This window comes from Nocardioides sp. SYSU D00038, from assembly GCF_016924665.1.
Taxonomy (GTDB): Bacteria; Actinomycetota; Actinomycetes; order Propionibacteriales; family Nocardioidaceae; genus Nocardioides.
The window spans coordinates 191,857-214,227 of the sequence record NZ_JAFFJT010000005.1 but is presented as its reverse complement, the minus strand read 5'-3'; the positions used below and the strand labels follow the sequence as shown (position 1 = coordinate 214,227).

19 protein-coding genes are annotated in these 22,371 nt (G+C 73.2%); 13 read left to right on the top strand and 6 right to left on the bottom strand.

Annotation, left to right across the window (positions count from 1 at the left end; genetic code table 11):
• Window positions 1-44 precede the first annotated feature (44 nt).
• The 5 genes from JT721_RS01930 (at window position 45) to secA (ending at window position 7,379) form a co-directional block, all read left to right on the top strand.
• Window positions 45-770: a ComF family protein gene (locus JT721_RS01930; RefSeq protein ID WP_205471191.1), complete on the top strand. Its 726-nt coding sequence runs from the start codon at window positions 45-47 to the stop codon at window positions 768-770.
• Window positions 771-1,226: 456 nt separating this feature from the next.
• Window positions 1,227-1,844 (top strand): ribosome hibernation-promoting factor, HPF/YfiA family, encoded by a 618-nt coding sequence (gene hpf / locus JT721_RS01925; protein ID WP_205471190.1) that lies wholly within the window; start codon window positions 1,227-1,229, stop codon window positions 1,842-1,844.
• Between the two features lie 243 nt (window positions 1,845-2,087).
• Window positions 2,088-2,684, top strand: coding sequence for a response regulator transcription factor (locus JT721_RS01920; protein ID WP_240339971.1), 597 nt, complete (start codon window positions 2,088-2,090; stop codon window positions 2,682-2,684).
• A 483-nt stretch (window positions 2,685-3,167) separates the two neighbouring features.
• A complete protein-coding gene (locus JT721_RS01915) occupies window positions 3,168-4,352 on the top strand; it encodes a winged helix-turn-helix domain-containing protein (protein ID WP_205471189.1) in 1,185 nt (394 codons plus the stop codon).
• Window positions 4,353-4,487: 135 nt separating this feature from the next.
• Complete coding sequence (secA, locus tag JT721_RS01910; RefSeq protein WP_205471188.1) at window positions 4,488-7,379, top strand: preprotein translocase subunit SecA; 2,892 nt, start codon at window positions 4,488-4,490, stop codon at window positions 7,377-7,379.
• 386 nt (window positions 7,380-7,765) lie between these two features.
• On the opposite strand, the gene JT721_RS01905 is transcribed toward secA, so the two are convergent.
• A complete protein-coding gene (locus JT721_RS01905; protein ID WP_205471187.1) occupies window positions 7,766-8,251 on the bottom strand; it encodes an Rv3235 family protein in 486 nt (161 codons plus the stop codon).
• Window positions 8,248-8,862, bottom strand: coding sequence for a LysM peptidoglycan-binding domain-containing protein (locus JT721_RS01900; RefSeq protein WP_205471186.1), 615 nt, complete (start codon window positions 8,860-8,862; stop codon window positions 8,248-8,250). Before JT721_RS01900 ends, JT721_RS01905 begins: the two co-directional genes overlap by 4 nt.
• Before the next feature lie 112 nt (window positions 8,863-8,974).
• Here JT721_RS01900 and JT721_RS01895 point away from each other — a divergent pair, with 112 nt between their 5' ends.
• Window positions 8,975-9,511, top strand: a complete 537-nt coding sequence (locus JT721_RS01895; RefSeq protein WP_205471185.1) for a hypothetical protein — start codon at window positions 8,975-8,977, stop codon at window positions 9,509-9,511.
• Between the two features lie 4 nt (window positions 9,512-9,515).
• Here JT721_RS01895 and JT721_RS01890 read toward each other — a convergent pair whose 3' ends face one another.
• From JT721_RS01890 to JT721_RS01875, 4 genes are read right to left on the bottom strand one after another with little or no spacing between them, the layout of a single operon-like run.
• Window positions 9,516-9,848 (bottom strand): sec-independent translocase, encoded by a 333-nt coding sequence (locus JT721_RS01890; RefSeq protein WP_205471184.1) that lies wholly within the window; start codon window positions 9,846-9,848, stop codon window positions 9,516-9,518.
• A gap of 3 nt (window positions 9,849-9,851) precedes the next feature.
• Complete coding sequence (locus tag JT721_RS01885) at window positions 9,852-11,015, bottom strand: Mrp/NBP35 family ATP-binding protein (protein WP_205471183.1); 1,164 nt, start codon at window positions 11,013-11,015, stop codon at window positions 9,852-9,854.
• Window positions 11,016-11,065: 50 nt separating this feature from the next.
• Window positions 11,066-11,596: a DUF1003 domain-containing protein gene (locus JT721_RS01880; protein ID WP_205471182.1), complete on the bottom strand. Its 531-nt coding sequence runs from the start codon at window positions 11,594-11,596 to the stop codon at window positions 11,066-11,068.
• On the bottom strand, window positions 11,589-12,836 hold the full coding sequence (locus tag JT721_RS01875) for a magnesium transporter MgtE N-terminal domain-containing protein (RefSeq protein WP_205471181.1): 1,248 nt from the start codon (window positions 12,834-12,836) through the stop codon (window positions 11,589-11,591). Before JT721_RS01875 ends, JT721_RS01880 begins: the two co-directional genes overlap by 8 nt.
• Window positions 12,837-13,016: 180 nt before the next feature.
• Here JT721_RS01875 and JT721_RS20625 point away from each other — a divergent pair, with 180 nt between their 5' ends.
• From JT721_RS20625 to JT721_RS01840, 7 genes are all read left to right on the top strand, one after another.
• A complete protein-coding gene (locus JT721_RS20625; protein ID WP_205471180.1) occupies window positions 13,017-14,084 on the top strand; it encodes an endonuclease/exonuclease/phosphatase family protein in 1,068 nt (355 codons plus the stop codon).
• 73 nt (window positions 14,085-14,157) lie between these two features.
• Window positions 14,158-14,625: a hypothetical protein gene (locus JT721_RS01865; RefSeq protein WP_205471179.1), complete on the top strand. Its 468-nt coding sequence runs from the start codon at window positions 14,158-14,160 to the stop codon at window positions 14,623-14,625.
• Between the two features lie 197 nt (window positions 14,626-14,822).
• Window positions 14,823-16,151 carry a phospholipase D-like domain-containing protein gene (locus tag JT721_RS01860; protein ID WP_205471178.1) on the top strand — a complete coding sequence of 443 codons (1,329 nt, stop codon included), beginning with the start codon at window positions 14,823-14,825 and terminating at the stop codon, window positions 16,149-16,151.
• A 64-nt stretch (window positions 16,152-16,215) separates the two neighbouring features.
• Window positions 16,216-19,254, top strand: coding sequence for a cutinase family protein (locus tag JT721_RS01855; protein ID WP_205471177.1), 3,039 nt, complete (start codon window positions 16,216-16,218; stop codon window positions 19,252-19,254).
• A 51-nt stretch (window positions 19,255-19,305) separates the two neighbouring features.
• Complete coding sequence (locus JT721_RS01850) at window positions 19,306-20,862, top strand: bifunctional 2-polyprenyl-6-hydroxyphenol methylase/3-demethylubiquinol 3-O-methyltransferase UbiG (RefSeq protein ID WP_205471176.1); 1,557 nt, start codon at window positions 19,306-19,308, stop codon at window positions 20,860-20,862.
• On the top strand, window positions 20,859-22,145 hold the full coding sequence (locus JT721_RS01845) for a DUF6752 domain-containing protein (protein ID WP_205471175.1): 1,287 nt from the start codon (window positions 20,859-20,861) through the stop codon (window positions 22,143-22,145). The genes JT721_RS01850 and JT721_RS01845 overlap by 4 nt, the downstream gene beginning before the upstream one ends.
• Complete coding sequence (locus JT721_RS01840; protein WP_205471174.1) at window positions 22,142-22,354, top strand: hypothetical protein; 213 nt, start codon at window positions 22,142-22,144, stop codon at window positions 22,352-22,354. Before JT721_RS01845 ends, JT721_RS01840 begins: the two co-directional genes overlap by 4 nt.
• The last annotated feature ends 17 nt before the right edge of the window (window positions 22,355-22,371 follow it).

Sequence of the window (22,371 nt, the reverse complement as noted above, 5' to 3'; positions counted from 1 at the left end):
GTCGCGGGGTTGCCGGGCCGCCCGCCCGCTGGTGGCATCGCGGCGTGCTCGACGCAGCCCTCGACCTGCTGCTCGGCGGGCGCTGCGTGGGGTGCGAGCGTCCCGGCCGCCTGCTGTGCCCCGACTGCGTGGCCGCGCTGCCCGACCACGGACGGCCCGCCGCGCCCGACCCGGTGCCGCCCGGCCTCGTGGGCTGCTGGGCGGCCGGCGACTACGACGGCACCCTCCGGTCGATGGTGCTGGGGCTCAAGGAGCGCGGGCTGCTCGGGCTGGTCGCCCCGGTGGGCGACCTCCTCGCCCTCGCCGTCGCGGCGGGACTGGGCGCCGTCGCGCCGGAGGAGCGGGTGCTGCTGGTGCCGGTGCCGTCGCGGCGCGCCAGCGTCCGCGCCCGCGGTCACGACCCCACCCGGGCGGTGACGCTGCGGGCCGCGGCTCGCCTGGCGGACGCGGGCCACAACGCGCTCGCGTTCCCGCTGCTGCGGCTCCGGCCCGGGGTGGTCGACCAGTCCGGCCTCGACGCGGCCGCCCGCGCGGCGAACCTCGCCGGGTCGATGAGCTGCCCCTCCGCCGGCCTGCACCGGCTGGCCCGCCGGGCGGACCGGTCGGGTCGTGGCCGGCCCGCCGGGCTCCGCGTGGTGGTCTGCGACGACGTGCTGACGACCGGTGCGACCGCCCGCGAGGCGCAGCGCGCGCTCGAGGCGGTGGGGCTCCCGGTGTCCGCCGTCGCGGTCGTCGCGGCCACCCGACGGCGCTCCCCGGCACCGTCCTGACGTACGCACGGCAGATTCTCAGCAGCGACGCCTTTCGTTCATTTGGGGGACGCACTACCGTCGCAACATGGAGTCCGCCCGGGTCCGTGGTTGCGTCGTCCAGACGCCCGGAGCCCGGGCGCGCGGGCGGCAAGCCGATGCCAGTCGCAGGCGAAACGGTCCACGTAAGTCGACGCACGGGGGCTCCGCCCCCGTGGACCCCCGTCCTGGGTGTCTGCGGGGCCTTGCCGCCGTGGGTCGACGATCACGGTGCGGCTTAGTCGTAAGTCCTGCCTCGCCCCGGCCGTCAGATGCGGCCGCCGGCGGGAGAAGGTCGGTAGTGGCGGAGAAGCTGCGGAAGCCTCAGCAGGCGATTGTGGGGTCGAAGACCAGGTCGGCCGGGCGGGCTCCATCCACGCCCCGAGAGAGCGGGGCGTAGGCGCACACCAACACACCCACCGCTACGGGAGGTATCCCATGGAAGTTGTGGTCACCGGACGGCACTGCGAGCTCAGCGAGCGCTATCGCACCCACGTCGAGGACAAGCTCAGCCGGCTCGAGAAGCACGACCACCGCATCATGCGGGTCTCGGTGGAGGTGGAGAACGAACGCAACCCCCGGCAGGCCGACCGGGCGGTGCGGGTGCAGCTCACGGCGTTCTCGAAGGGACCGGTGATCCGGGCCGAGGCGTGCGCCACGGACAAGATGGCCGCCCTCGACCTCGCCCTCGACAAGATGGCCGCCCAGATGCGCCGGGCCGCCGACCGCCGCCGGGTCCACCACGGCCGGCACGCGCCGGTCTCGGTGGGCCAGGCCCTGGCCGAGGTGCCCGAGCTGGTGGAGGAGCCGGAGGACAGCTCGGTCAGCGAGCGCCAGGTCGGCCCGATCACCGTCACCGGCGACGGCCCGCTCGTGGTCCGCGAGAAGACCCACCCGGCCAGCCCGATGACCCTCGACCAGGCCCTCTACGAGATGGAGCTGGTCGGCCACGACTTCTACCTGTTCGTCGACAAGGAGAGCGAGCGGCCGTCGGTGGTCTACCGCCGGCGCGGCTACGACTACGGCGTGATCTCGCTGGACCTCGGCGGGGAGTGAGGGCCCGGGGCTGGTCCTCTGGGGCGCCCGTCGCGACCCCACCCCAGCCCCGACGTACCACCCAGGACGCGTGGAGTGACCCGAACGGGTCACTCCACGCGGGCCGTCCGATGCCCCGTCCGTGCGGCGGGCACGGCCCATCCGTGCCATAGTTCCGGTGTGGCACAGGCGAAGAACGGGGGTCAGGAGCCCATCCGCGTGCTCGTGGTCGACGACCAGGAGCTGTTCCGGCGGGGGCTCACGATGCTGCTGGCCGCCGAGCCCGGCATCGAGGTGATCGGCGAGGCCGGCGACGGGGTCGAGGGCACCAGCCTGGCCGCGACCACCGCGCCGGACGTCGTGCTGCTCGACATCCGGATGCCCAAGCGCACCGGGATCGAGGCCTGCCTGGCGATCAAGGAGGCCGTCCCCTCGGCCAAGATCATCATCCTCACCGTCTCCGACGAGGAGGCCGACCTCTACGAGGCGGTCAAGAGCGGGGCCTCCGGCTACCTGCTCAAGGACTCCTCGATCGAGGAGGTCGCCCAGGCGGTGCGGGTGGTCGCCGACGGCCAGTCGCTCATCAGCCCGTCGATGGCGGTCAAGCTGATCGACGAGTTCAAGCAGATGTCGCGCCCCGAGCGCGAGCACGTGCCCGGCCTGCGGCTCACCGAGCGCGAGCTCGAGGTGCTCCGGCTGGTCGCCAAGGGCATGAACAACCGCGAGATCGCGCGCCAGCTGTTCATCTCCGAGAACACCGTCAAGAACCACGTGCGCAACATCCTCGAGAAGCTCCAGCTGCACTCCCGGATGGAGGCGGTCATGTACGCCGTCAAGGAGAAGCTGCTCGACCTGCCGTAGCCAGACCGAGGAACGAGGTCTGGCTACGAGAAGGAGGTCGGTCGAGCGGCCGCGCGGCCGAGGAACGAGGCCGCGACCGGCCAGCCGAGACCCGGTGACGGGCCCGCCGGCGTCGGGGACGGAGTGGGCAACGCGGCCGAGGAACGAGGCCGCGACCGGCCGGTCGAGACCCGGTGACGGGCGCGCCGACGGGAGGGACGGTGGTTCGGCCGCCGCGGCCGAGGAACGAGGCCGCGACCGGCCAGTCGAGACCCGGTGACGGGCCCGCCGGCGTGGGGGACGGAGTGGGCGCGACCGGCCGGCCGAGACCCGGTGACGGGCCCGGAGCTGACGGGCGTTTCTCCCAGTTGTCGGGGATCGCAATGCCCGACAGCTCTGGGAACCCCGGGTCGACCGGGGATTCCCGCCCGCCGCACCACCGCCCCCACCACCTCGACCAGCGCCGGCCGACCGCTGTCCCCGCCCCGCCGTACGCTCCCACCCATGCTGGAGCTGAGCCGCGCCCAGGCCCGCCGGATCGCCCTGGCCGCCCAGGGGTTCCTCGACCCCCGCCACACCACTCCGACGATGCGCACCCTCCGCCGCACGGTGGGTCGCACCGGCGTGCTCCAGGTCGACTCGGTCAACGTGCTCCAGCGCGCCCACTACATGCCGCTCTACTCCCGGATGGGCCCCTACGACACCGACCTGCTCACCCGCGCCACCACCGGCCGCGAGCGGCGACAGCTGGTGGAGTACTGGGCGCATGTGCAGGCGTTCATGCCGGTGGAGCTGTGGCCGGCGATGGCCCACCGCCGCGACGCCCACCGGGCCCGCCGCGGCAAGTGGTCGTTCGTGGCCGAGGACGACGAGCTCGAGAGCCGGCTGCTCGCCGAGATCGCCGAGCGGGGGGCGTCGACCGCCCGCGACCTCGACGACGGGCTGCCCCGCAGCAAGGAGCACTGGGGCTGGAACTGGTCGCGCACCCGCCGGATGCTCGACTACCTCTTCACCACCGGTGACGTGGCGATCTCCGGGCGCACCAACCAGTTCGAGGTGCGCTACGACCTGCCCGAGCGGGTGCTCCCGGCCGCCGTGCTGGCCACCCCGACGCCGTCGGTCGCCGAGCAGCACCTCGCCCTGGTGCGCCGGGCGGCGGCCGCGCACGGCGTCGGGACGCTGCGCTGCCTCGCCGACTACTACCGGATGCTGGTGGCCGACGTGCGGGCCGCGGTCGACGTGCTGGTCGAGGAGGGCGAGCTCGAGCCCGTCCGCGTGGAGGGTTGGCAGCGGCCGGCGTACCTCCACCGCGACGCCCGGCGGCCGCGCAAGGTCGTCGCCCGGGCGTTCCTCAGCCCGTTCGACCCGGTGGTGTGGGAGCGCGAGCGCACCGAGCACCTCTTCGGCTTCCACTACCGCATCGAGATCTACACCCCCGCCCACAAGCGGGTGCACGGCTACTACGTGCTGCCGTTCCTGCTCCGCGACGAGCTGGTCGGCCGGGCCGACCTCAAGGCCGACCGGGCGAGCGGCCGGCTGCTGGTCCGGGGCGCGTACGCCGAGTCCGGGGCGCCCGACGACGTGGCCGAGGAGATGTCGGCCGAGCTGCGGGTGCTGGCCGGCTGGCTGGGGCTCGACGACGTCGAGGTCGAGCCGCGCGGCGACCTGGCGCCGCTGCTGCGTCCCTGACCCCGACCCGCGCCGCGAGCTGGGGCGGCCCCGGCGTCGGATTGGGGTGCCCGTGGCCGCTGGGTAGAGTGGCGGACGCTGGCCGGATCGTCGTCCGGCCCCCCGATCGCCTCGACGCCAGGAGTCACCCCCACCGTGCCCGCCATCATCGACAAGCTCCTCCGCATCGGAGAGGGCAAGATCCTCCGTCAGCTCGAGGCGATCGCGAAGACCGTCAACGCCATCGAGGACGACTTCGTCAAGATGTCCGACGACGAGCTGCGCGGCATGACCGACGAGTTCCGCAAGCGCCTGGCCGACGGGGCCACGGTCGACGACCTGATGCCCGAGGCCTTCGCGACCGTGCGCGAGGCGGCCAAGCGGGTCATCGGCCAGCGCCACTACGACGTGCAGGTGATGGGCGGGGCCGCGCTCCACCTCGGCAACATCGCCGAGATGAAGACCGGTGAGGGCAAGACCCTGGTCGCCACGCTGCCGTCGTACCTCAACGCGCTCAACGGCAAGGGCGTCCACGTCGTCACCGTCAACGACTACCTGGCGAAGTACCACGCGGAGTGGATGGGCCGCATCCACCACTTCCTCGGCCTGACCACCGGTGTGATCCTCCCCGAGATGCGTCCCGCCGAGCGCCGCGCGGCGTACGCCTGCGACATCACCTACGGCACCAACAACGAGCTCGGCTTCGACTACCTGCGCGACAACATGGCGGGCTCGATCGAGGAGTGCGTGCAGCGCGGTCACCAGTTCGCGATCGTCGACGAGGTCGACTCCATCCTCATCGACGAGGCGCGGACCCCGCTGATCATCAGCGGTCCGACCCAGGACGAGGTCAAGTGGTACGGCGAGTTCGCCACGCTCGCGCGCAAGCTCGAGCGCGACGTCGACTACGAGGTCGACGAGAAGAAGCGCACCATCTCCGTGCTCGAGAGCGGCATCACCAAGGTCGAGGACCACCTCGGCATCGAGAACCTCTACGAGTCGGCGAACACCCCGCTGATCTCGTTCCTCAACAACTCCATCAAGGCCAAGGAGCTGTTCCACAACGACAAGGAGTACGTCGTCATGGACGGCGAGGTGCTCATCGTCGACGAGCACACCGGCCGGATGCTCTCGGGCCGCCGCTACAACGACGGCCTGCACCAGGCGATCGAGGCCAAGGAGGGCGTCGAGGTGCGCGAGGAGTACCAGACCCTCGCGACCGTGACCCTCCAGAACTACTTCCGCATGTACGACAAGCTCTCGGGCATGACCGGCACGGCGATGACCGAGGCCTCGGAGTTCGACAAGATCTACGACCTCGGCGTGGTGCCGATCCCCACCAACAAGCCGATGTCACGCATCGACCAGCCCGACCTCGTCTACCGCACCGAGGAGGCGAAGTACGACGCCGTCGTCGAGGACATCCGGGCCCGCAACGAGAAGGGACAGCCGATCCTGGTCGGCACCGTCTCGGTCGAGAAGTCCGAGCACCTCTCGAAGAAGCTCACCAAGCTCGGCGTCCCGCACACCGTGCTCAACGCCAAGCAGCACGCCGACGAGGCCAAGGTCGTCGCGATGGCCGGCCACAAGGGCGCGGTGACCGTCGCCACCAACATGGCCGGTCGAGGCACCGACATCATGCTCGGCGGCTCGGTCGACTTCCTGGCCGACCAGGAGCTGCGCAAGCAGGGTCTCGACCCGGTGGAGGACGCCGAGGCCTACGACGCCGCGTGGCCCGCCATGGTCGAGAAGATCCAGGCCCAGGTGAAGGCCGAGCACGACGAGGTCAAGGCGCTCGGCGGCCTCTACGTCATCGGCACCGAGCGGCACGAGTCGCGCCGCATCGACAACCAGCTCCGCGGCCGCTCCGGTCGTCAGGGCGACCCGGGCGAGTCCCGGTTCTACCTGTCGCTGCAGGACGAGCTGATGCGCCTGTTCAAGTCCGAGTGGGTCGACCGGGTGCTCCAGGTGCTCAAGATCCCGGACGACGTCCCGATCGAGAACAAGCGGGTCACCAACGCCATCGCCAACGCGCAGGGCCAGGTGGAGTCGCAGAACTTCGAGTCCCGCAAGAACGTCCTCAAGTACGACGACGTCATGGACCGCCAGCGCAAGGTGATCTACGCCGAGCGCCGCGAGGTCCTCGAGGGCGCCGACATCGAGGACCAGGTGCGCACCTTCATCGACGACGTCGTGGAGGGCGTGACCACGAGCGCCACCCAGGAGTTCGCCGAGGAGTGGGACCTCGAGCAGCTGTGGACCGACCTCGGCCAGTACTGGGAGATCCAGGTCGACCGCGACCGGCTGGTCGAGGAGGCCGGGGGGCTGGCCAACCTCGACCGCGCCGACCTGGTCAAGACGCTCCAGGCCGACGCCCAGGCGGCGTACGACCGCCGCGAGCAGGAGGTCGGCGAGGAGGTCATGCGCGAGCTCGAGCGCCGCGTGCTCCTCTCGGTGCTCGACCGCAAGTGGCGCGAGCACCTCTACGAGATGGACTACCTCCGCGAGGGCATCTACCTGCGGGCCTACTCCCAGCGCGACCCCCTGGTCGAGTACCAGCGCGAGGGCTTCGACATGTTCGCCGCCATGATGGACGGCATCAAGGAGGAGGCGGTCGGCTTCCTGTTCAACCTGGAGGTCCAGGTCGAGGAGGACGACGAAGAGGAGGAGTTCCACTACCACGCCGACGGCAGCCGGCACGCGGGTCCGATGCACCAGGGCGCCTTCGCAGAGCCCCCCGTCGAGGCGGAGCCGATGCGCCGCAAGGTGCCGTCGGCCACGCAGCCGGCCGCGCCCGGGCGGGCCGAGACGCCGCAGATCCGGGCGAAGGGCCTCGAGGCCCCGAAGCAGCCGGCCAACCTCTCCTACTCCGCCCCCACCGAGGACGGCGACGTCGAGGTCAAGGGCACCACGGCGAGCAACGCCGACGACCCCTACGCCAAGGTCGGCCGCAACGCCCAGTGCCCTTGCGGCTCGGGCAAGAAGTTCAAGCAGTGCCACGGCCGCCCCGGCGGCCCGACCGGCCTCACCGCTCGCATCAACGGCTGACCGGGCCACCGCAGGCCGTCCCCCCACGGCCTGCGGTGGCTGCGGCCTGCTCGACCGGCTCCGGGCGCATGAACGCTGCCAAGGCGTGGTTGTGCGTCCCTGTGGTCGCCGGAGGGCGTTCGTCGCACCGGGTCTCGACCCGCCCGTCGCGACCTCGTTCCTCGGTCGCGGGGCTTGCTCGACCTTCGAGGGCCACGCGATGGCTCGTGCCTCGCGATCGGCTGCCCCTTGCGCAAAGGCGTGGTGGGTGCGTCCCCGTGGTCGCCGGAGGGCGTTCGTCGCACCGGGTCTCGACCCGCCCGTCGCGACCTCGTTCCTCGGTCGCGGGGCTTGCTCGACCTTCGTGGGCCACGCCGATCGCTCGTCCCTCGCGATCGGCTGCCCCCTCAGGCAAACTCCAGGGCGGTGCAGATCCACCGCCCGTGGCGCAGCTCGAAACGGGCCGCGACGGCGCGGGACCGGGGGCCGTAGCGCAGGTGGATGCCGGCCTCGACCACCCGCTCGCTGAGCGCGCAGGTGCGCACCCCGGCGACCCGGGGGCGCACCGGCTGCACCCGGCCCAGGCCGGGCTGGTGCCCGCCGGCCCGGGCCACGAGCAGGGCGCGGCGCTGGAGGTCGGCCTGCACGTCGGCGGCGTTCCAGCGCACCAGCTGGCTGGCCGGGCGGTCACCGCCCACGATCTCGGCGACCGCCTGGGCGTAGCGCCAGGCCCAGTGCTCGACGGCACGCCCCGTCATCGGCACGGGCGGCGGCTCCTGGCGGGGCTGGAGGTCGAGGGCCAGGGTGCCCTGCACCCAGCCGAAGGGCTCGGGGTCGTGCCACCCCGGAGCGAGGGGTCGGGGCGGCAGCGGCACCACCCGGTGGTCGGTCATCGCGTGCTCCTCTCGTCGGCCGCGGGGAGCGCCAGTCGCTGCCCGGGCAGGATCAGGTCGGGGTCGGGCCCCACGACGCCGCGGTTGCGCTCGTGGAGGCGGTGCCACCCGCGGGTGATCGCGGCGTCGTCGGCGCCGGGAGGGAGCCGGCGCGCGGTGATCGCCCACAGCGAGTCACCGGGCGCGACCACCACCGTCCGCGGTCGCGCCGGGCCGTCGACGGGCCGCTCGGGGTAGGGGAGTCCGTCGAGCCCGGTGCCGGAGGACGCCGTGGGCGTCGCTCCCGCGGCCGGGGCCAGCACGGCCAGCGTCGCGGCGCCGCAGCAGGCCAGCACCCACCGGCGCCAGCGCGCGGGCAGCGCCGGACGCGGCAGCCGCGGTGCCGCAGCCACCGCCTCGGCCACCACCGCGAGCGTGCCGAGCCACCCCCACGCCAGGCAGCCGGCCAGCGCCACGGTGGCGACCAGCACCACGGCATCCGCCACACCGGCCGGTCGGGCCGCGCCGGCGAGCAGCAGGCGCAGCCCGAGGCCGGTGCCGGCGGTGGCGCCGGCGGCGACGAGGCAGCCCCGGACGAGCACGGACCGAGGCCGCAGCGGCATAGAGGTCATTCCCGAGAACCCTTGCGTTTGCGTGCGTTTGCATCATTCGACGCTTGTTGACGCCTGACGTCAAGCGGTTCTCCACAGTGAACGACGCCCGGCCGCGTGGCAGTCTCGGGGCATGGGCTGGGAGGAGGAGCTGTTCACGCTCTTCGAGGACCTCGAGCATCAGGCCGGCGCCCTCTGGGCCGCCGAGGCCGCGCCCGAGCTGGCCGACCGGAGCCGCACCGAGTACCGCTCGGTCACGCTGGCCTCGCGGCTGATGGCCGCGGTCGACGGTGAGGTGACGGTCGAGGTGGCGGGGGTGGGCACGCTGACCGGGCGGCTCGACCGCGTCGCCTCGGGGTGGCTGCTGCTCTCCGTGGCCGACCAGGACTGGGTGGTGGTCGAGCGCGCGGTCGTCTCGGCCGTGGTCGGCACCGACCGGGCGGTACCCGAGGTGGCCTGGCCGGCGGTCGCCTCGCTGGGGGTGTCCTCGGTGCTGCGTCGGCTGGCCGACGCGGGGGAGCGGTGCGTGCTGCGCAGCCGCTCCGGCCACGAGGTGACCGGGGTGCCCCACCGGGTCGGCGCGGACTTCGTGGAGGTGTTGGCGGGCGAGCCCGCGCGCAGCGTGCTGGTCGGCCTCGGCGACCTCGCGGCGGTGCAGAGCCGGCGCTAGGCGATCAGGTCGCGTCGAGGTCGTACGGCGGCACCTCGCCCGGCATCAGCGGGTGCAGGCCGCGCCGCCGCGGCCTGCTGTCCTCGTCGGCCTCCTCCATAGCCTCGACGATGTGGCGGCGCACGATCGTGCGGGGGTCGAGGTCGCGCAGCTCGAGGTCGGCGTACTCCGGGCCCAGCTCGTCGCGCAGCTCGTCGCGGGCGTTGGTGGCGAAGGTGCGCACCTGGCGCAGGAACCGGCCCGCCTGGCGCGCCAGCTCGGGCAGCTTGTCGGGACCGAAGACGACGACCGCCACGAACACGATGACGACGAGCTCGCCGAAGCCGATCCCGAACACGGGTCAGAACTTGCTGCTGGGAGTGAGGCCGAGCTGCATGCCGGCCAGGCCCCGGGAGCGGCCCGAGAGGGTCTCGGCGACGCGGGAGAGCACCATCGCTGCGGGGGCGGTGGGGTCGGAGTCGACGATCGGCTTGCCCGCGTCGCCGCCCTCGCGCAGCGAGATGTCCAGGGGCACCTCGCCGAGCACGGGGACGTCGTAGCCGAACCGCGCCGAGAGGGTGTCGGCGACCCGGCGCCCACCGCCGGAGCCGAACACCTCGAGCCGGTGCTCCTTGCCCTCGCCCGCGCAGTGGGGGCAGGGGAGGTAGCTCATGTTCTCCACGACGCCGACGACCCGCTGGTGCATCATGGACGCCATCGTGCCGGCGCGCTCGGCCACCTCGGCGGCGGCCTCCTGCGGCGTCGTCACGACGACCACCTCGGCGCCGGGCAGGTGCTGGCCCAGCGAGATCGCCACGTCGCCGGTGCCCGGCGGCAGGTCGAGGAGCAGCACGTCGAGGTCGCCCCAGTAGACGTCGGCGAGCATCTGCACCAGCGCCCGGTCGAGCATCGGGCCGCGCCAGGCGACGACCTGGTCGCGACGTGGCTTGAGCATGCCGATCGAGATGACCGAGACGCCGCTGGCGGTCGGCACGGGCATGATCAGGTCCTCGACCTGGGTGGGCCGCGCGTCGGCCACGCCGAGCATGGCCGGCACCGAGTGGCCGTAGATGTCGGCGTCGACGACCCCGACCCGCAGCCCCTGGCCGGCCATCGCGAGCGCGAGGTTGACCGTGACCGACGACTTGCCGACGCCGCCCTTGCCGGAAGCGATCGCGAAGACCTTGGTCAGGTTGCCGGGCTGGGCGAACGGGATCTCGCGCTGCGCCTTGCCGTCGCTCAGCACCTCCTTGAGCCCGGCCCGCTGCTCGGCGCTCATCACGCCCAGCTCGAGCTCGACCCCGGTCACACCCTCGACCCGCGAGACCGCGGCGGTGACGTCGCGGTCGATGGTGTCCTTGAGCGGGCAGCCGGCGACGGTCAGCAGCACGGTGAGGTGGACGGTGCCGGTGTCGTCGACGCGGACCGAGTCGACCATCCCGAGGTCGGTGATCGGTCGCTTGATCTCGGGGTCGTTGACCGTCGCGAGGGCGGCGTTGACCTGCTCGAGAATGGGGGAGCTCATGGTGCCCAAGGGTAGTTGAGGCCGCGGCACCGGCCCACGTGACCCGTGCCTCAGCCGTCGGTGCGACGGTCCGGCGGCTCGGGGTCGGCCGGCCGGGCCCGCTCGTCGAGCTCGTTGAGCAGCGCCCGCAGCTCGGAGCGCACGAAGTCGCGGGTCGCCACCTCGCCGAGCGCCATCCGCAGCGAGGCGACCTCGCGCGCCAGGAACTCCATGTCGGCGTGCGCCCGCGCGTCTGCCTGGCGGTCCTGCTCGGCGATCACCCGGTCGCGGGCCTCCTGGCGGTTCTGGGCCAGCAGGATCAACGGTGCGGCGTACGACGCCTGGAGGCTGAGCATCAGGGTGAGGAAGATGAACGCGTAGGGGTCCCAGGTCCACTCGTCGGGCGCCAGCACGTTCCAGGCGATCCAGACGACCACGAACGCGGTCATCCAGAGCAGGAACCGGGCCGTACCCATGAACCGGGCGAACTGCTCGGCGAACACCCCGAACGTGTCGGAGTCGTAGCTCGGACGCCGCACCAGCGGCCGGCGCCGGGCCTCGCGCGGCGTGTCGAGGCGCACCCGGGGCGAGCGCTCAGCCACGACGGATCGCCTGGTCGCGCCAGCCCTCGGGCAGCATGTGGTCGAGCAGGTCGTCGACACTCACGGCTCCGACCAGGTGCCCGGCGTCGTCGACCACCGGAGCCGCGACCAGGTTGTACGTCGCGAGGTGCGCCGCCACCTCGTCGATCGTCGCCTCCGGGCGCAGCGGGTCCATCGAGTCGTCGAGCGCACCGGCCACCAGGGTCGAGGGGGGCTCGCGCAGCAGCCGCTGGATGTGGGCGACGCCGAGGAACTTGCCGGTGGGTGTCTCGAGCGGCTGGCGGCAGACGTAGACCAGCGCGGCCAGCGCCGGGGTGAGCTCGGGGTTGCGCACGTGGGCCAGCGCGTCGGCGATCGTCGCGTCCGGGCCGAGGATCACCGGCTCCGGGGTCATCATCGCGCCGGCGGTGTCCTCGACGTAGGACATCAGCCGGCGCACGTCCTCGGCCTCCTCCGGCTCCATCAGCGCCAGCAGGGCCGCGGCGGTCTCGGGCGGCAGCTCGGCGATCAGGTCGGCGGCGTCGTCGGCCGACATCTCCTCGAGCACGTCGGCGGCGCGCTCGTCGCCGAGGTGGCTGAGGATCTCGACCTGGTCCTCCTCGGGCAGCTCCTCGAGGACGTCGGCGAGCCGCTCGTCGTCGAGGGCGGCGACCACGGCGGAGCGCCGCTCGGCCGGCAGCTCGTGGAGCATCGTGGCCGCGTCGGCGGCGCGCAGCTCGTTGAGCGCGTGGAGCAGGTGGGTGGCCCCCTGGGTCTCCTCGCGCCGGGTCAGGCCGTCGACGTCGCTCCACTCGGCGACGTGGGTCTGCCCGCGGCGGCGCAGGGCCTTGGCCGGCTCCTGGACGGCGACCCGGCTGAGCACCCAGTCGCGGTTGCGGGCCTGCTCCATCGCGACGTCGTAGACCACCCCGGTGACGCCCGTGCTGCGGATCGTGACGGTGCGGTCGAGCATCTGGCCGAGCACGAGGGTCTCGGTGGAGCGCTGCTCGAAGCGCCGCATGTTCAGCAGTCCGGTCGTGTAGACCTGCCCGCTGTCGATGTTGGTCACCCGGGTCATCGGCACGAAGATCCGCCGGCGGCCGAACACCTCCACGACCAGCCCCAGCACCCGCGGCTGGCTGACCTCCGAGCGGACGGCGACCACGAGGTCGCGCACCTTGCCCACCTGGTCGCCCTGCGGGTCGAAGATCGGCAGCCCGACCAGTCGGGCCGCGTAGACGCGGGAGGGGGCGGTGCTCACGACACCGAACGCTACCGGCCCCGGGCCTCCCGGCCCGGCAGCACCGGACCGGCAGGGACCAGCAGTCCCGAACCCGGGAGGAGCCCGGTCCGCCTCGGGTAACGTGGTCGCCGCGCGGCGACCCGGCGACGGCACCGGGACGCCCGACCCACCCCGATCGGCAGCGCGAGGAGGACCCACGTGTCGAAGCACGCGGCGTCGCGCTCCCGCGCCCCGCGGCTCCGGGTCCTCGGCTCGCTCGCCGTCGTCCTCGTCTTCGTCGGACTGCTGGTGGGCAACGCCCTCGGCCTGACCGGCGAGCCGCCCGAGAACGCCGTCGGCGACGGCGCCCGCGCCGTCGACCCCGATGCGGCCACCCCGTCGGCCCCGGCCTCCTCGACCCCGGACGAGCAGCCCGTGCAACCGGCCGGGCAGGCGCCCCCCGTGGTCGCGGGGGAGACCCTGGAGCGGGTGCAGCGGGTGCTGCGGTCGGGCCGCCAGCTGCAGAAGCTTGCCCCGCGCGTCTTCGACATGCGCATCGGCACCCTCAACATCCTCGGCAGCCAGCACACCGCCGGCCCGGGCGGCTACGGGCCCGGTCCGGCCCGCGCCGCCACCAGCGCCGGCCTCGTCGTCGACCGCGGGATCGACGTGATGGGGATGCAGGAGGTCCAGCGCGACCAGCAGCCCGTCCTCGACGCCCGGCTCGGCGGCTACACCATCTGGCCGCGCAGCGACGGGCTGGGCCGCCAGGGCTACCGGCTCCAGATCGCCTGGCGCACCGAGCGGTTCGACCTGCTCGACACCGGCTACCGCAACTACCCATTCGACCGCCAGACGATCCCGATGCCCTACGTGCTGCTCAAGGAGCGCACGTCGGGGGCGGAGTTCTTCGTCATCAACACCCACAACTCCGCCCGCGGGCTGGAGGGGGAGCGCGATGCGGCGACCGGGATCCAGGTCGAGCTGATCCGAGAGATGCGCGCGACCGGGCGTCCGGTCTTCATCGTCGGCGACGTCAACGAGCACACCGAGTTCTTCTGCTCGGTCGCCACGTCCACCGGGCTGGTGGGGGCCAACGGCGGCAGCGGCTCCGGGGGGTGCAGCCTCCCGCCCGGCCCGCTGCGGGTCGACTGGATCATGGGCGGCGGCGAGGTCGACTTCTCCGGCTACGTCCAGGACGGAGCCTCCCGCTCCACCGGCGCGTCAGACCACTACTTCATCCACGCCTCGGCCCGGGTCACCGACACCTCGCACATGCCGGACTGAGCCGCGGCCACCCCGAGCACCCGAGCACCCGCCGAGCACCCGCAGCACCACCGAGCACCACCGAGGAGACGCCATGCTGACCCACCACCCCACCCGCGCCGGCGCCCGGCGCCGCGGTGCCGCCGCGGTCCTGGCGGCCGTCGTCCTGCTGCTCGGCTCGGCCTGCTCCGACGACGACGGCACCGGTGATACCGCCACCGACGCGAGCAGCGACACCCCCGCCAGCGCGACCCCGACGCCGGAGACCGAGCCGACGGAGCCCGCCCCGACGGAATCGGCCTCGGCGACGCCCTCCACCCCGCCCCGGCCCGACTGCGCGGAGGTCTGGGTGGCCGGCAGGAAGCTGCCCCGGCCCTACAAGGGCTGCCTCGAGGACGGCGTCCTGGTCGAGCCCGACGCCTTCTACTGCTCCTTCGGCGCGCCCCTGGTCATCTACGCGAAGAAGTTCTACGCCGTGGTGGGCCGGAAGGTGAACGAGGTCGGGACGACCCTGGCCAAGGACCCCGGCTACCGCGCGGCGATCCGGGCCTGCACCGCCTGAGCGACCCCTCGACGGCACCGCTGACCTGCCGGTTCGCAACACGTCGCCTGAGTTCAGTGTGACGAATGTGCCTGCCCGGACTTCCGGGTTAAGGTTTTCCCGCATCTCGCGTGACGTCCCCTGCGCGCGCGACGTTGTCGGTGGCCCCGAGGCCACCGCGGACGCGACACACTGGGAGTGGACTCTTGAAGCGAGCAATGCGATCGATGCTGTGCCTGGGCATCGTGACGGTGCTGTGGGTGGGACTGGCCCCGACGGCCACCGCAGCCCCTGACAACTACTCGCCGCCGGCGGGCGTGAAGTTCAACAACCCCTACGGGTCGGCCGCTTCCGAGCGGGCGATCTTCCGCCACCTGGTGCGGACGATCAACACCGTCAAGCACGGACAGCAGATCCGGATCGCGTCCTGGAACGTGCGCAGCCCCGGCATCGCCAACGCGCTCATCGCCGCCAACAAGCGCGGCGTCTCGGTGCGGATCGTGATGGACCGGATCAACGCCACCGCCGGCAACCCCAACCGTGACGTCGCCCGGTTGGTCAACGAGCTGCGCCGCTACAACAAGAAGCGCAAGGCCGACATGACGAGCTGGCTGCGCAAGTGCATCTCCTCGTGCCGCGCCCGCGGCGGCATCGCGCACTCGAAGTTCTTCCTGTTCTCCAAGGTCGGCAAGAAGGCCAAGAACACCAACGTCGTCATGTACGGCTCCAACAACGCCACCGACCTCGCCGCCACCATCCAGTGGAACGACCTGTTCACGATGAAGCGGAACCAGAAGGTCTACGACGAGTTCGACCAGGTCTTCAAGGAGATGGCGAAGGACTCCGGCGTGCGCGGCGGCTCCTACCGCCGGTTCACCGCCGGCAGCTTCACCGGCATCTTCTACCCCTTCCGCGGCCCGAAGGCCGTCGGCGACCCCGACCTCGCGGTCCTCAACAAGATCCGGTGCACCGGCGCGACCCGTGGCGCGGGCCGCAACGGCCGCACGGTGATCCGGATGGCCCAGACGGCCATGCACGGCCCGCGGGGGATCAAGCTGGCCCGCAAGCTGGCCTCGATGCGCCGCAGCGGCTGCGACATCCGCGTCGTCTACGCCATGTTCGGCAACGAGGTCGTCAAGATCCTGCGCGGTTCGGGCGTCGGCCTGACCCACCTCGCGTGGGACCGCGACCTCAACGGCATCTACGACCGCTACGTGCACATGAAGTCGATGGCCGTGAGCGGCGTCTACGACGGCAAGACCAACGCCCGGGTCACGTTCAACGGCTCGGCCAACTGGACCGGCGTCGCGCTGGCCAGCGACGAGGTCGTCGGCGTGCTGCCGCGCCGGGCGATCACCGACCGCTACATCCGGTGGATCAACTACATGTTCACCCACCGGCCGGCGTCGTGGACCACCGACACCCAGGCCACGGGCGCGGCCCGCAAGTCGCCGCTCTCCTTCGACCAGATGACGGGGGACGCGGTCACCGAGCGCGCCCGCCGGCGCGGCGTCGACCCCTACGCCCTGATCAAGCAGGAGTTCTGACCAACGCGGGGCATCCCCGCGTGTCTCTCGGGAGGCACCGCTCGTGGCACCTAACGTTGTCGCAATGAGTCGTCGGGTGTGGTCGATCCTCGCCTCGGCTGGCGTCACCGTCACCCTCGCGGCCACGGCGCTGAGCGTCGTGGCCCAGGGTGACGCCGACCCGGCCGGGTCGGCCGAGCCCGCCGCCGGCAGCGCCGCCGCCCGCGGCGACGCCCGGACGGTCGCCCGGGTGACCCGGTGCGCCGACGTGCTGGTCATCGGCATCGACGGCAACGGCGAGCGACCCGGCCGCAAGACGACGTTCGGGCCGACCGTCGAGGCGGTCTCGGCGCGCTACCTCGCCAAGGCGCGCGCCGCCGGCCGGACCACCTCGACCCAGCGGCTGCCGCGCTGGTCGACGCCGGGTCTCGGCACCCTGGTCAAGGGGCGCCGGGCGACCGCCGACGTGGCCGCGGGCCTGCGCAGGTCGTCCATCAACGCCTGGAAGAAGCCGATCGCCGCCGGCGTCGACACCGCCAGCCGCGCGGTCGGCGCGGCGGTCGCCGCGTGCCCCGAGCGTCAGGTCGTGCTCGTCGGCTACGCCCAGGGCGCGGCCGTCGCCCACCGCACCGCGGCCCGCCTGGCCGCGCGGGGGGACGTCGCCCAGCTCACCGCGGTCGTGCTCGTCTCCGACCCCGACCGCCGCGGCGGCAGCGTCACGCCGCTCGACGGCAACCCCGCCGCCCCGCGATCCTCGCGCGGGCTGCTGAACCGCCGCAGCACCGCCCAGCCCGACCTGCCACCCGCCCGCGGCACCTTCGCGGCGTGGTCGGTCTGCACCAAGCGCGACCTCGTCTGCGCCCCCGGCCGCACCAGCCTGGCCCGGGCGCGCAGCGTCGCGGCGTCGTACGCCCGCAAGAACGCCGCGGGGGCGCGGGTGCGCTCGGGGCTGCTCGCCCACACCCGCCTCCGCCCGGTGCCCAAGCCGGCCACCCAGGTCTACAACGCCCGCCAGAAGGAGCCGCTCGCCATCCAGCTCGCCGCCGACGTCGCGCCCCGGGCGCGGGCCGGGGTGCGGTGGCAGGTCGTCGGGGGCGAGCCCGCGGGCATCGACCTCTCCTCGACCGGCCGGGTGAGCGGCACCCCCACCGGCACCGGCACCTGGAACCTGACCTACCAGGTCCGGGGCACCACCCCGCCGACGCCCGCGCGCACCGGCGTGCTGGTGATCTCGGTGCAGGCCGAGGCGGTCTCGATCTCGGCCGGCGGCCAGGCCAGCTGCGAGACCCGCTCCGACAAGACCGCGTGGTGCTGGGGTCGCAACGACTACGGCCAGCTCGGCGACGGGTCGACCACCCATCGGCCCCAGCCGACCCGGGTGCAGCAGTCGAAGTGGGTCGACATCAGCACGAGCGGCAGCTCGACCTGCGGCATCAAGGACAACGGCCAGCTCTACTGCTGGGGGCTGAACAACTACGGCCAGATCGGCAGCGCCAAGTCCGGGCCGGTGAAGTCGCCCAAGCGGGTCGGCACCGCCAGCGACTGGCGCGACGTCTCGGCCTCGTGGTTCCACGCCTGCGCCACCAAGAACGACGGCTCCCTGTGGTGCTGGGGCCAGAACCTGCGCGGCCAGCTCGGCATCGGCCGCACCGAGCGGCACCGCGCCGTGCCCGTGCGCGTCGGTACGGCGCGCGACTGGACCGGCGTGGTCGCCTCCGGGTGGCACACCTGCGGCACCCGCCGCGACGGCAGCGCCTGGTGCTGGGGCGAGAACACCCTGGGCCAGCTCGGCGACGGCACCGTCACCCGGCGCACCGCACCGGCACGGGTCCTCGGGGGCGGTTGGCGCCAGCTGTCCACGGCGTGGGGCCACACCTGCGGCATCCGGGTCAGCGGCGAGCTCGCCTGCTGGGGCTTCAACCAGCGCGGCCAGCTCGGCAACGGCACCACCACCTCCTCGCGCAGCCCCGTGACCGTGGCGCCGGGCCGGGTCTGGACCGGTGTCTCCGCGGGCGACGACAGCACCTGCGCCCTCGACAACACCGGGCGGCCGTGGTGCTGGGGCGACAACCGCTACGGCGAGGTGGGCGGGCCGATCGGCCACTCCACCACCCCCGTCGCGCGCAGCGAGCGCGCCCTGACCGCGATCTCCGCCGGCTGGCTGCACCACTGCGGCAGCGCACCGGGCCGGGCCACCTGCTGGGGCAGCAACGAGCTGGGCCAGCTCGGCAACGCCGTGCGGGTCGGCGGCTCGACCGCCCGGCTCGCCCCCGTGGCGTTCAAGCGCAATACCGAGACCGACGCCCAGCTCGCGCGGATGGCGCCCGGCGAGATCGTGGAGCGCCAGCTCGGTGACCGTCCCGCGGTGCCGGCCGCCGCCAAGAAGGTGACCGGCTACCACTTCCGGATCATGACCTTCAACGTGCTCGGCAGCCAGCACACCTCGCCCTCGGGCGGGCGCTCCGACTGGGCCCCCGGCCGGATCCGCGCCGAGTGGTCCAGCGAGCTGATCGGGGCCAAGACCCCGTCGCTCATCGGCACCCAGGAGCTCCAGCCCGACCAGGTGCTGGCGCTCAACGAGGCCACCTCGGGCACGTTCAGCTTCTTCCCGGGCAACACGCTCGGCTACAGCGGGGCGCCCCAGTCGGTGATGTGGCGCAACTCGATGTGGCAGGCGACGTACAAGAGCACGATCTCGATCCCGTTCATGGACGGCTACCGACCGCAGCCGGTGGTGCGCCTGCGCCACAAGCCCAGCGGCGGTCAGGTCTACCTCATCAACGTGCACTTCTCGCCGGGCAAGATGGAGGCCGACCGCGACCGGGCGACCAACATCGTGATCAAGACGATCCAGAAGCTCGCCAAGGACAAGCTGCCGATCATGCTCACCGGCGACTTCAACGAGCGCGAGGAGCTGTTCTGCAAGGTGGTGCGGCGCACCGACCTGGTGGCCGGCCTGGGTGGCTCGTTCAAGAACGGCAAGTGCACGCCGCCCGCCGGGCGCCGGGTCGACTGGATCTTCGGCTCCAAGGGCGTGTTCAACGGCTTCCGCATCGACCAGGGCGCCACCGTGCGCCGGATCACCGACCACTCCGTGCACGCCTCGCGCTTCGCGGTGCGATAGGTTCCTCGCGGGTCGGCAAGCCGTGCGGCCCGGGGCCAGCAAGGACGATCGATGACACCCACGAGCGTGCGCGTCGACGACCGCGGGATCCACTTCGACGGCGGGTTCGGCGGCGCGGGCGACGTCGAGTTCGACGCACGGCGCGTCTGGTCCTTCGCCGTCGACGAGCCCACCCGCGAGCCGGTCACCGTGTCGTGGCCCAAGGTGCTCAAGCGCCGGCTCGACGGCCGGTCCCGGGTGCGGGTGCTGCAGGGCGACACCGAGCTGTTCGCCGACACCGTCCAGTTCGGCACCGGCACCGACCCGGTGTCGTTCGTCGACAAGCGCGGCAACCCGATCATCATCGACAAGTGGGGTCTGATCCAGCGCCCCTTCGACGCCCGCCGGGGGTCGGGCGTGGTCGAGGCGATGACCGACAAGGCCCAGCAGATGCTCGCGGTGATGCGCGAGGAGTGCGGCATCGAGGGCTGGATCGCCTTCGGCACCCTTCTCGGCGCCGCCCGCGACGGCTCGGTCATCGGGCACGACTCCGACATCGACCTGTGCTACCTCAGCGAGCAGCCGACCCCGGCGCTGATGACGCTCGAGCTGTGGCGGATCGGCCGCGCGCTGCGCCGCGCGGGCATGCGGGTGCAGTACAAGTCCGGCAGCTTCCTCACCGTGCTGTTCCGCGCCCCCGACGGCGCCGCGGCCAGCATCGACCTCTACACCACGTTCTTCCTCGACGGCCGCCTCCACGAGACCGCCACGGTGCGCGCCCCGCTGCCCCGCTCCGCGGTGCTGCCGCTGCGCGACATCGAGTTCGAGGGCGAGCAGCTGCCGGCGCCCGCCGACGTGCCCGCGCTGCTGGAGGTCTCCTACGGTCCCGGCTGGCGGGTGCCCGACCCGTCGTTCAAGCACGAGCCCGGGCCCGAGATCGTGCGCCGCTTCGACGGGTGGTTCGGCTCGCTGATGCTCGGCCGGCGTGACTGGACCCACCGGCACCGCCTCGAGCTGGCCGACCCGCCGCGGCCGTCCGACTTCGCCCGTTGGGTCGAGGAGCAGGTCGACCCCGGGGCGCTCATCGTCGAGGTCGGCTGCGGTGGCGGCGCCGACGTGCGCCACTGGGCGAGCAGCGGACGACGGGTGCTCGGCCTGGACTACGCGCTGCCGCCGGGCGCGGGCCGCACCGTCTCCGAGGAGGCCCGGCTCTCCGACCTCAACCTGCTCGACCTGCGCGACGTGCTCGCGCGCGGCGCGCTGCTCAGCCGCCGCCGGGGCGCCCGGGTCGTGGTCGCCCGCGGCCTGCTGGAGTCGCTCGACGACGACGGTCGCGCGAACTTCTGGCAGCTGGTGTCGATGGTGCTCCGGCCCGGTGGCGCGCTCCACCTCGAGGGGACGTCGATGACCCGGCGCCGGGCCCGCGCGTGGTCGGTCGAGCACGAGGCCGGCCCGGTGCGGCCGTTCGCACCCGGTGGGCTCGACGACGCCGTCCGTGCCGCCGGCGGCACGGTGACCGCGCGGGAGGGCTTCGCCGCCGCCCAGCGCGCGATTCGCACCGGCGACCCGGTGACGTGGAGGATGAGTGCCGTCTGGCCCGCCCCCGCAGACAGAAAGGCCACGGCGTGACCAAGGTCGTCCACCTGCACATCGGCTCCCCGAAGTCGGGGACCACCTACGTGCAGCGCATCCTCGAGCGCAACCGCGAGCGGCTCGCCGCCGCCGGTGTGCTCGTCGTGGGGGAGCGGCACCTCGACCGGATCCACGCCGCCCTCGGCGTCCGCGAGGACCCCCGCTGGGCCGCGCTCGGCCCCCGCCAGCAGCAGGCCTGGCCGGCGCTGGTCGAGGAGATCCGGGCCTGGTCGGGGGGGCGGGCCATCCTCAGCTACGAGCTGTTCTCGGCGGCCGGCAAGGAGCAGGCCGAGAAGGCGCTGGCCGACCTCGCCGGACTCGACGTGCACGTCGTGGTCACCGCCCGCGACCTGGCCGCCGCGGTGCCGTCGGCGTGGCAGGAGCGGCTCAAGTTCGGGCTCACCAAGGCGCTCGGCCCGTGGCGGCCGCCCGCGGAGCACCGCGAGCGCAGCGAGTGGGGCTGGCGCACCCTCGACCCGGCCGGTGTCACCGCCCGCTGGGGCGCGACCCTGCCCCCCGACCACGTGCACGTCGTCACGGTGCCGCGCTCCCGCGACGACCGGGCCGAGCTGTGGCGCCGGTTCGCCCGGGCCTGCGGCATCGAGGACGTCGCGGTCGACCTCGACCTGCCCCGGGTCAACGAGTCGCTCGGCGTGGTCGAGGCCGAGCTGCTGCGCCGCGTCAACGCGCTGCTGCGACCGCCCCTCGAGGGCGACCGCGAGCTGGCGCTCTGGCTGCGCGACACCCTGGCCCACGGCGTGCTGGCCGGCATCTCCCGCGAGCCCATCGGGCTGCCTCCCGAGCTGCACCGGGAGGCGACCACCCGCGCCGACGCGGCGGTCGCCACCCTCACCGAGGCGGGCTACGACGTGCAGGGCGACCTCGACGACCTCCGGGCCGGGCCCGGCGGGGGGCGCCTGCTCGACGACGTGGGCGACGACGAGCTGCTGGCCTCGGCCCTCGAGGCGATCGTGCGCCTGCTGCTGCTGGTCCGCGAAGCCGGCACCGAGCGCACGAGGCAGGCCGACCGACCCGGCGGCGTCCGCGGCCTGGCGGGCGCCGTGACCCGTCGTACGACGGGGGCCTGGGTGCGCCGGCGCGACGACCGGCTCCGCGAGCGGATCGCCGCGCTCGAGGCCGAGGTCATGCAGGCGCGCGCCCTGCACCTGCGGGTGGCCGCCCTCCAGGACGTCGTCACCGAGCTGCTGCTCCCGGCCCGCCAGCGCGACCAGAGCGTGACGGTCTCGGCGCTCTCGACCTACCGCAAGGAGTCGCTGTGAGCGTGCGCGACCGGCTGCGCGACGTCGCCGAGCGCCTCGACGTGCTCGCGGTGCGCCGCGACGAGCAGGCGGTCGACTCGCTGGAGGAGGCCGTCGCCGAGAACGCGCGACTCGCCGAGGGACTCACCGCGCAGGTGCGGGAGATCGAGCGGAGCCTCCTATCCTTGCTCGAGCCCTCCGGGGACGACGAGCAGCAGGGACCCGCCTGACGTGACGGCACGAGAGA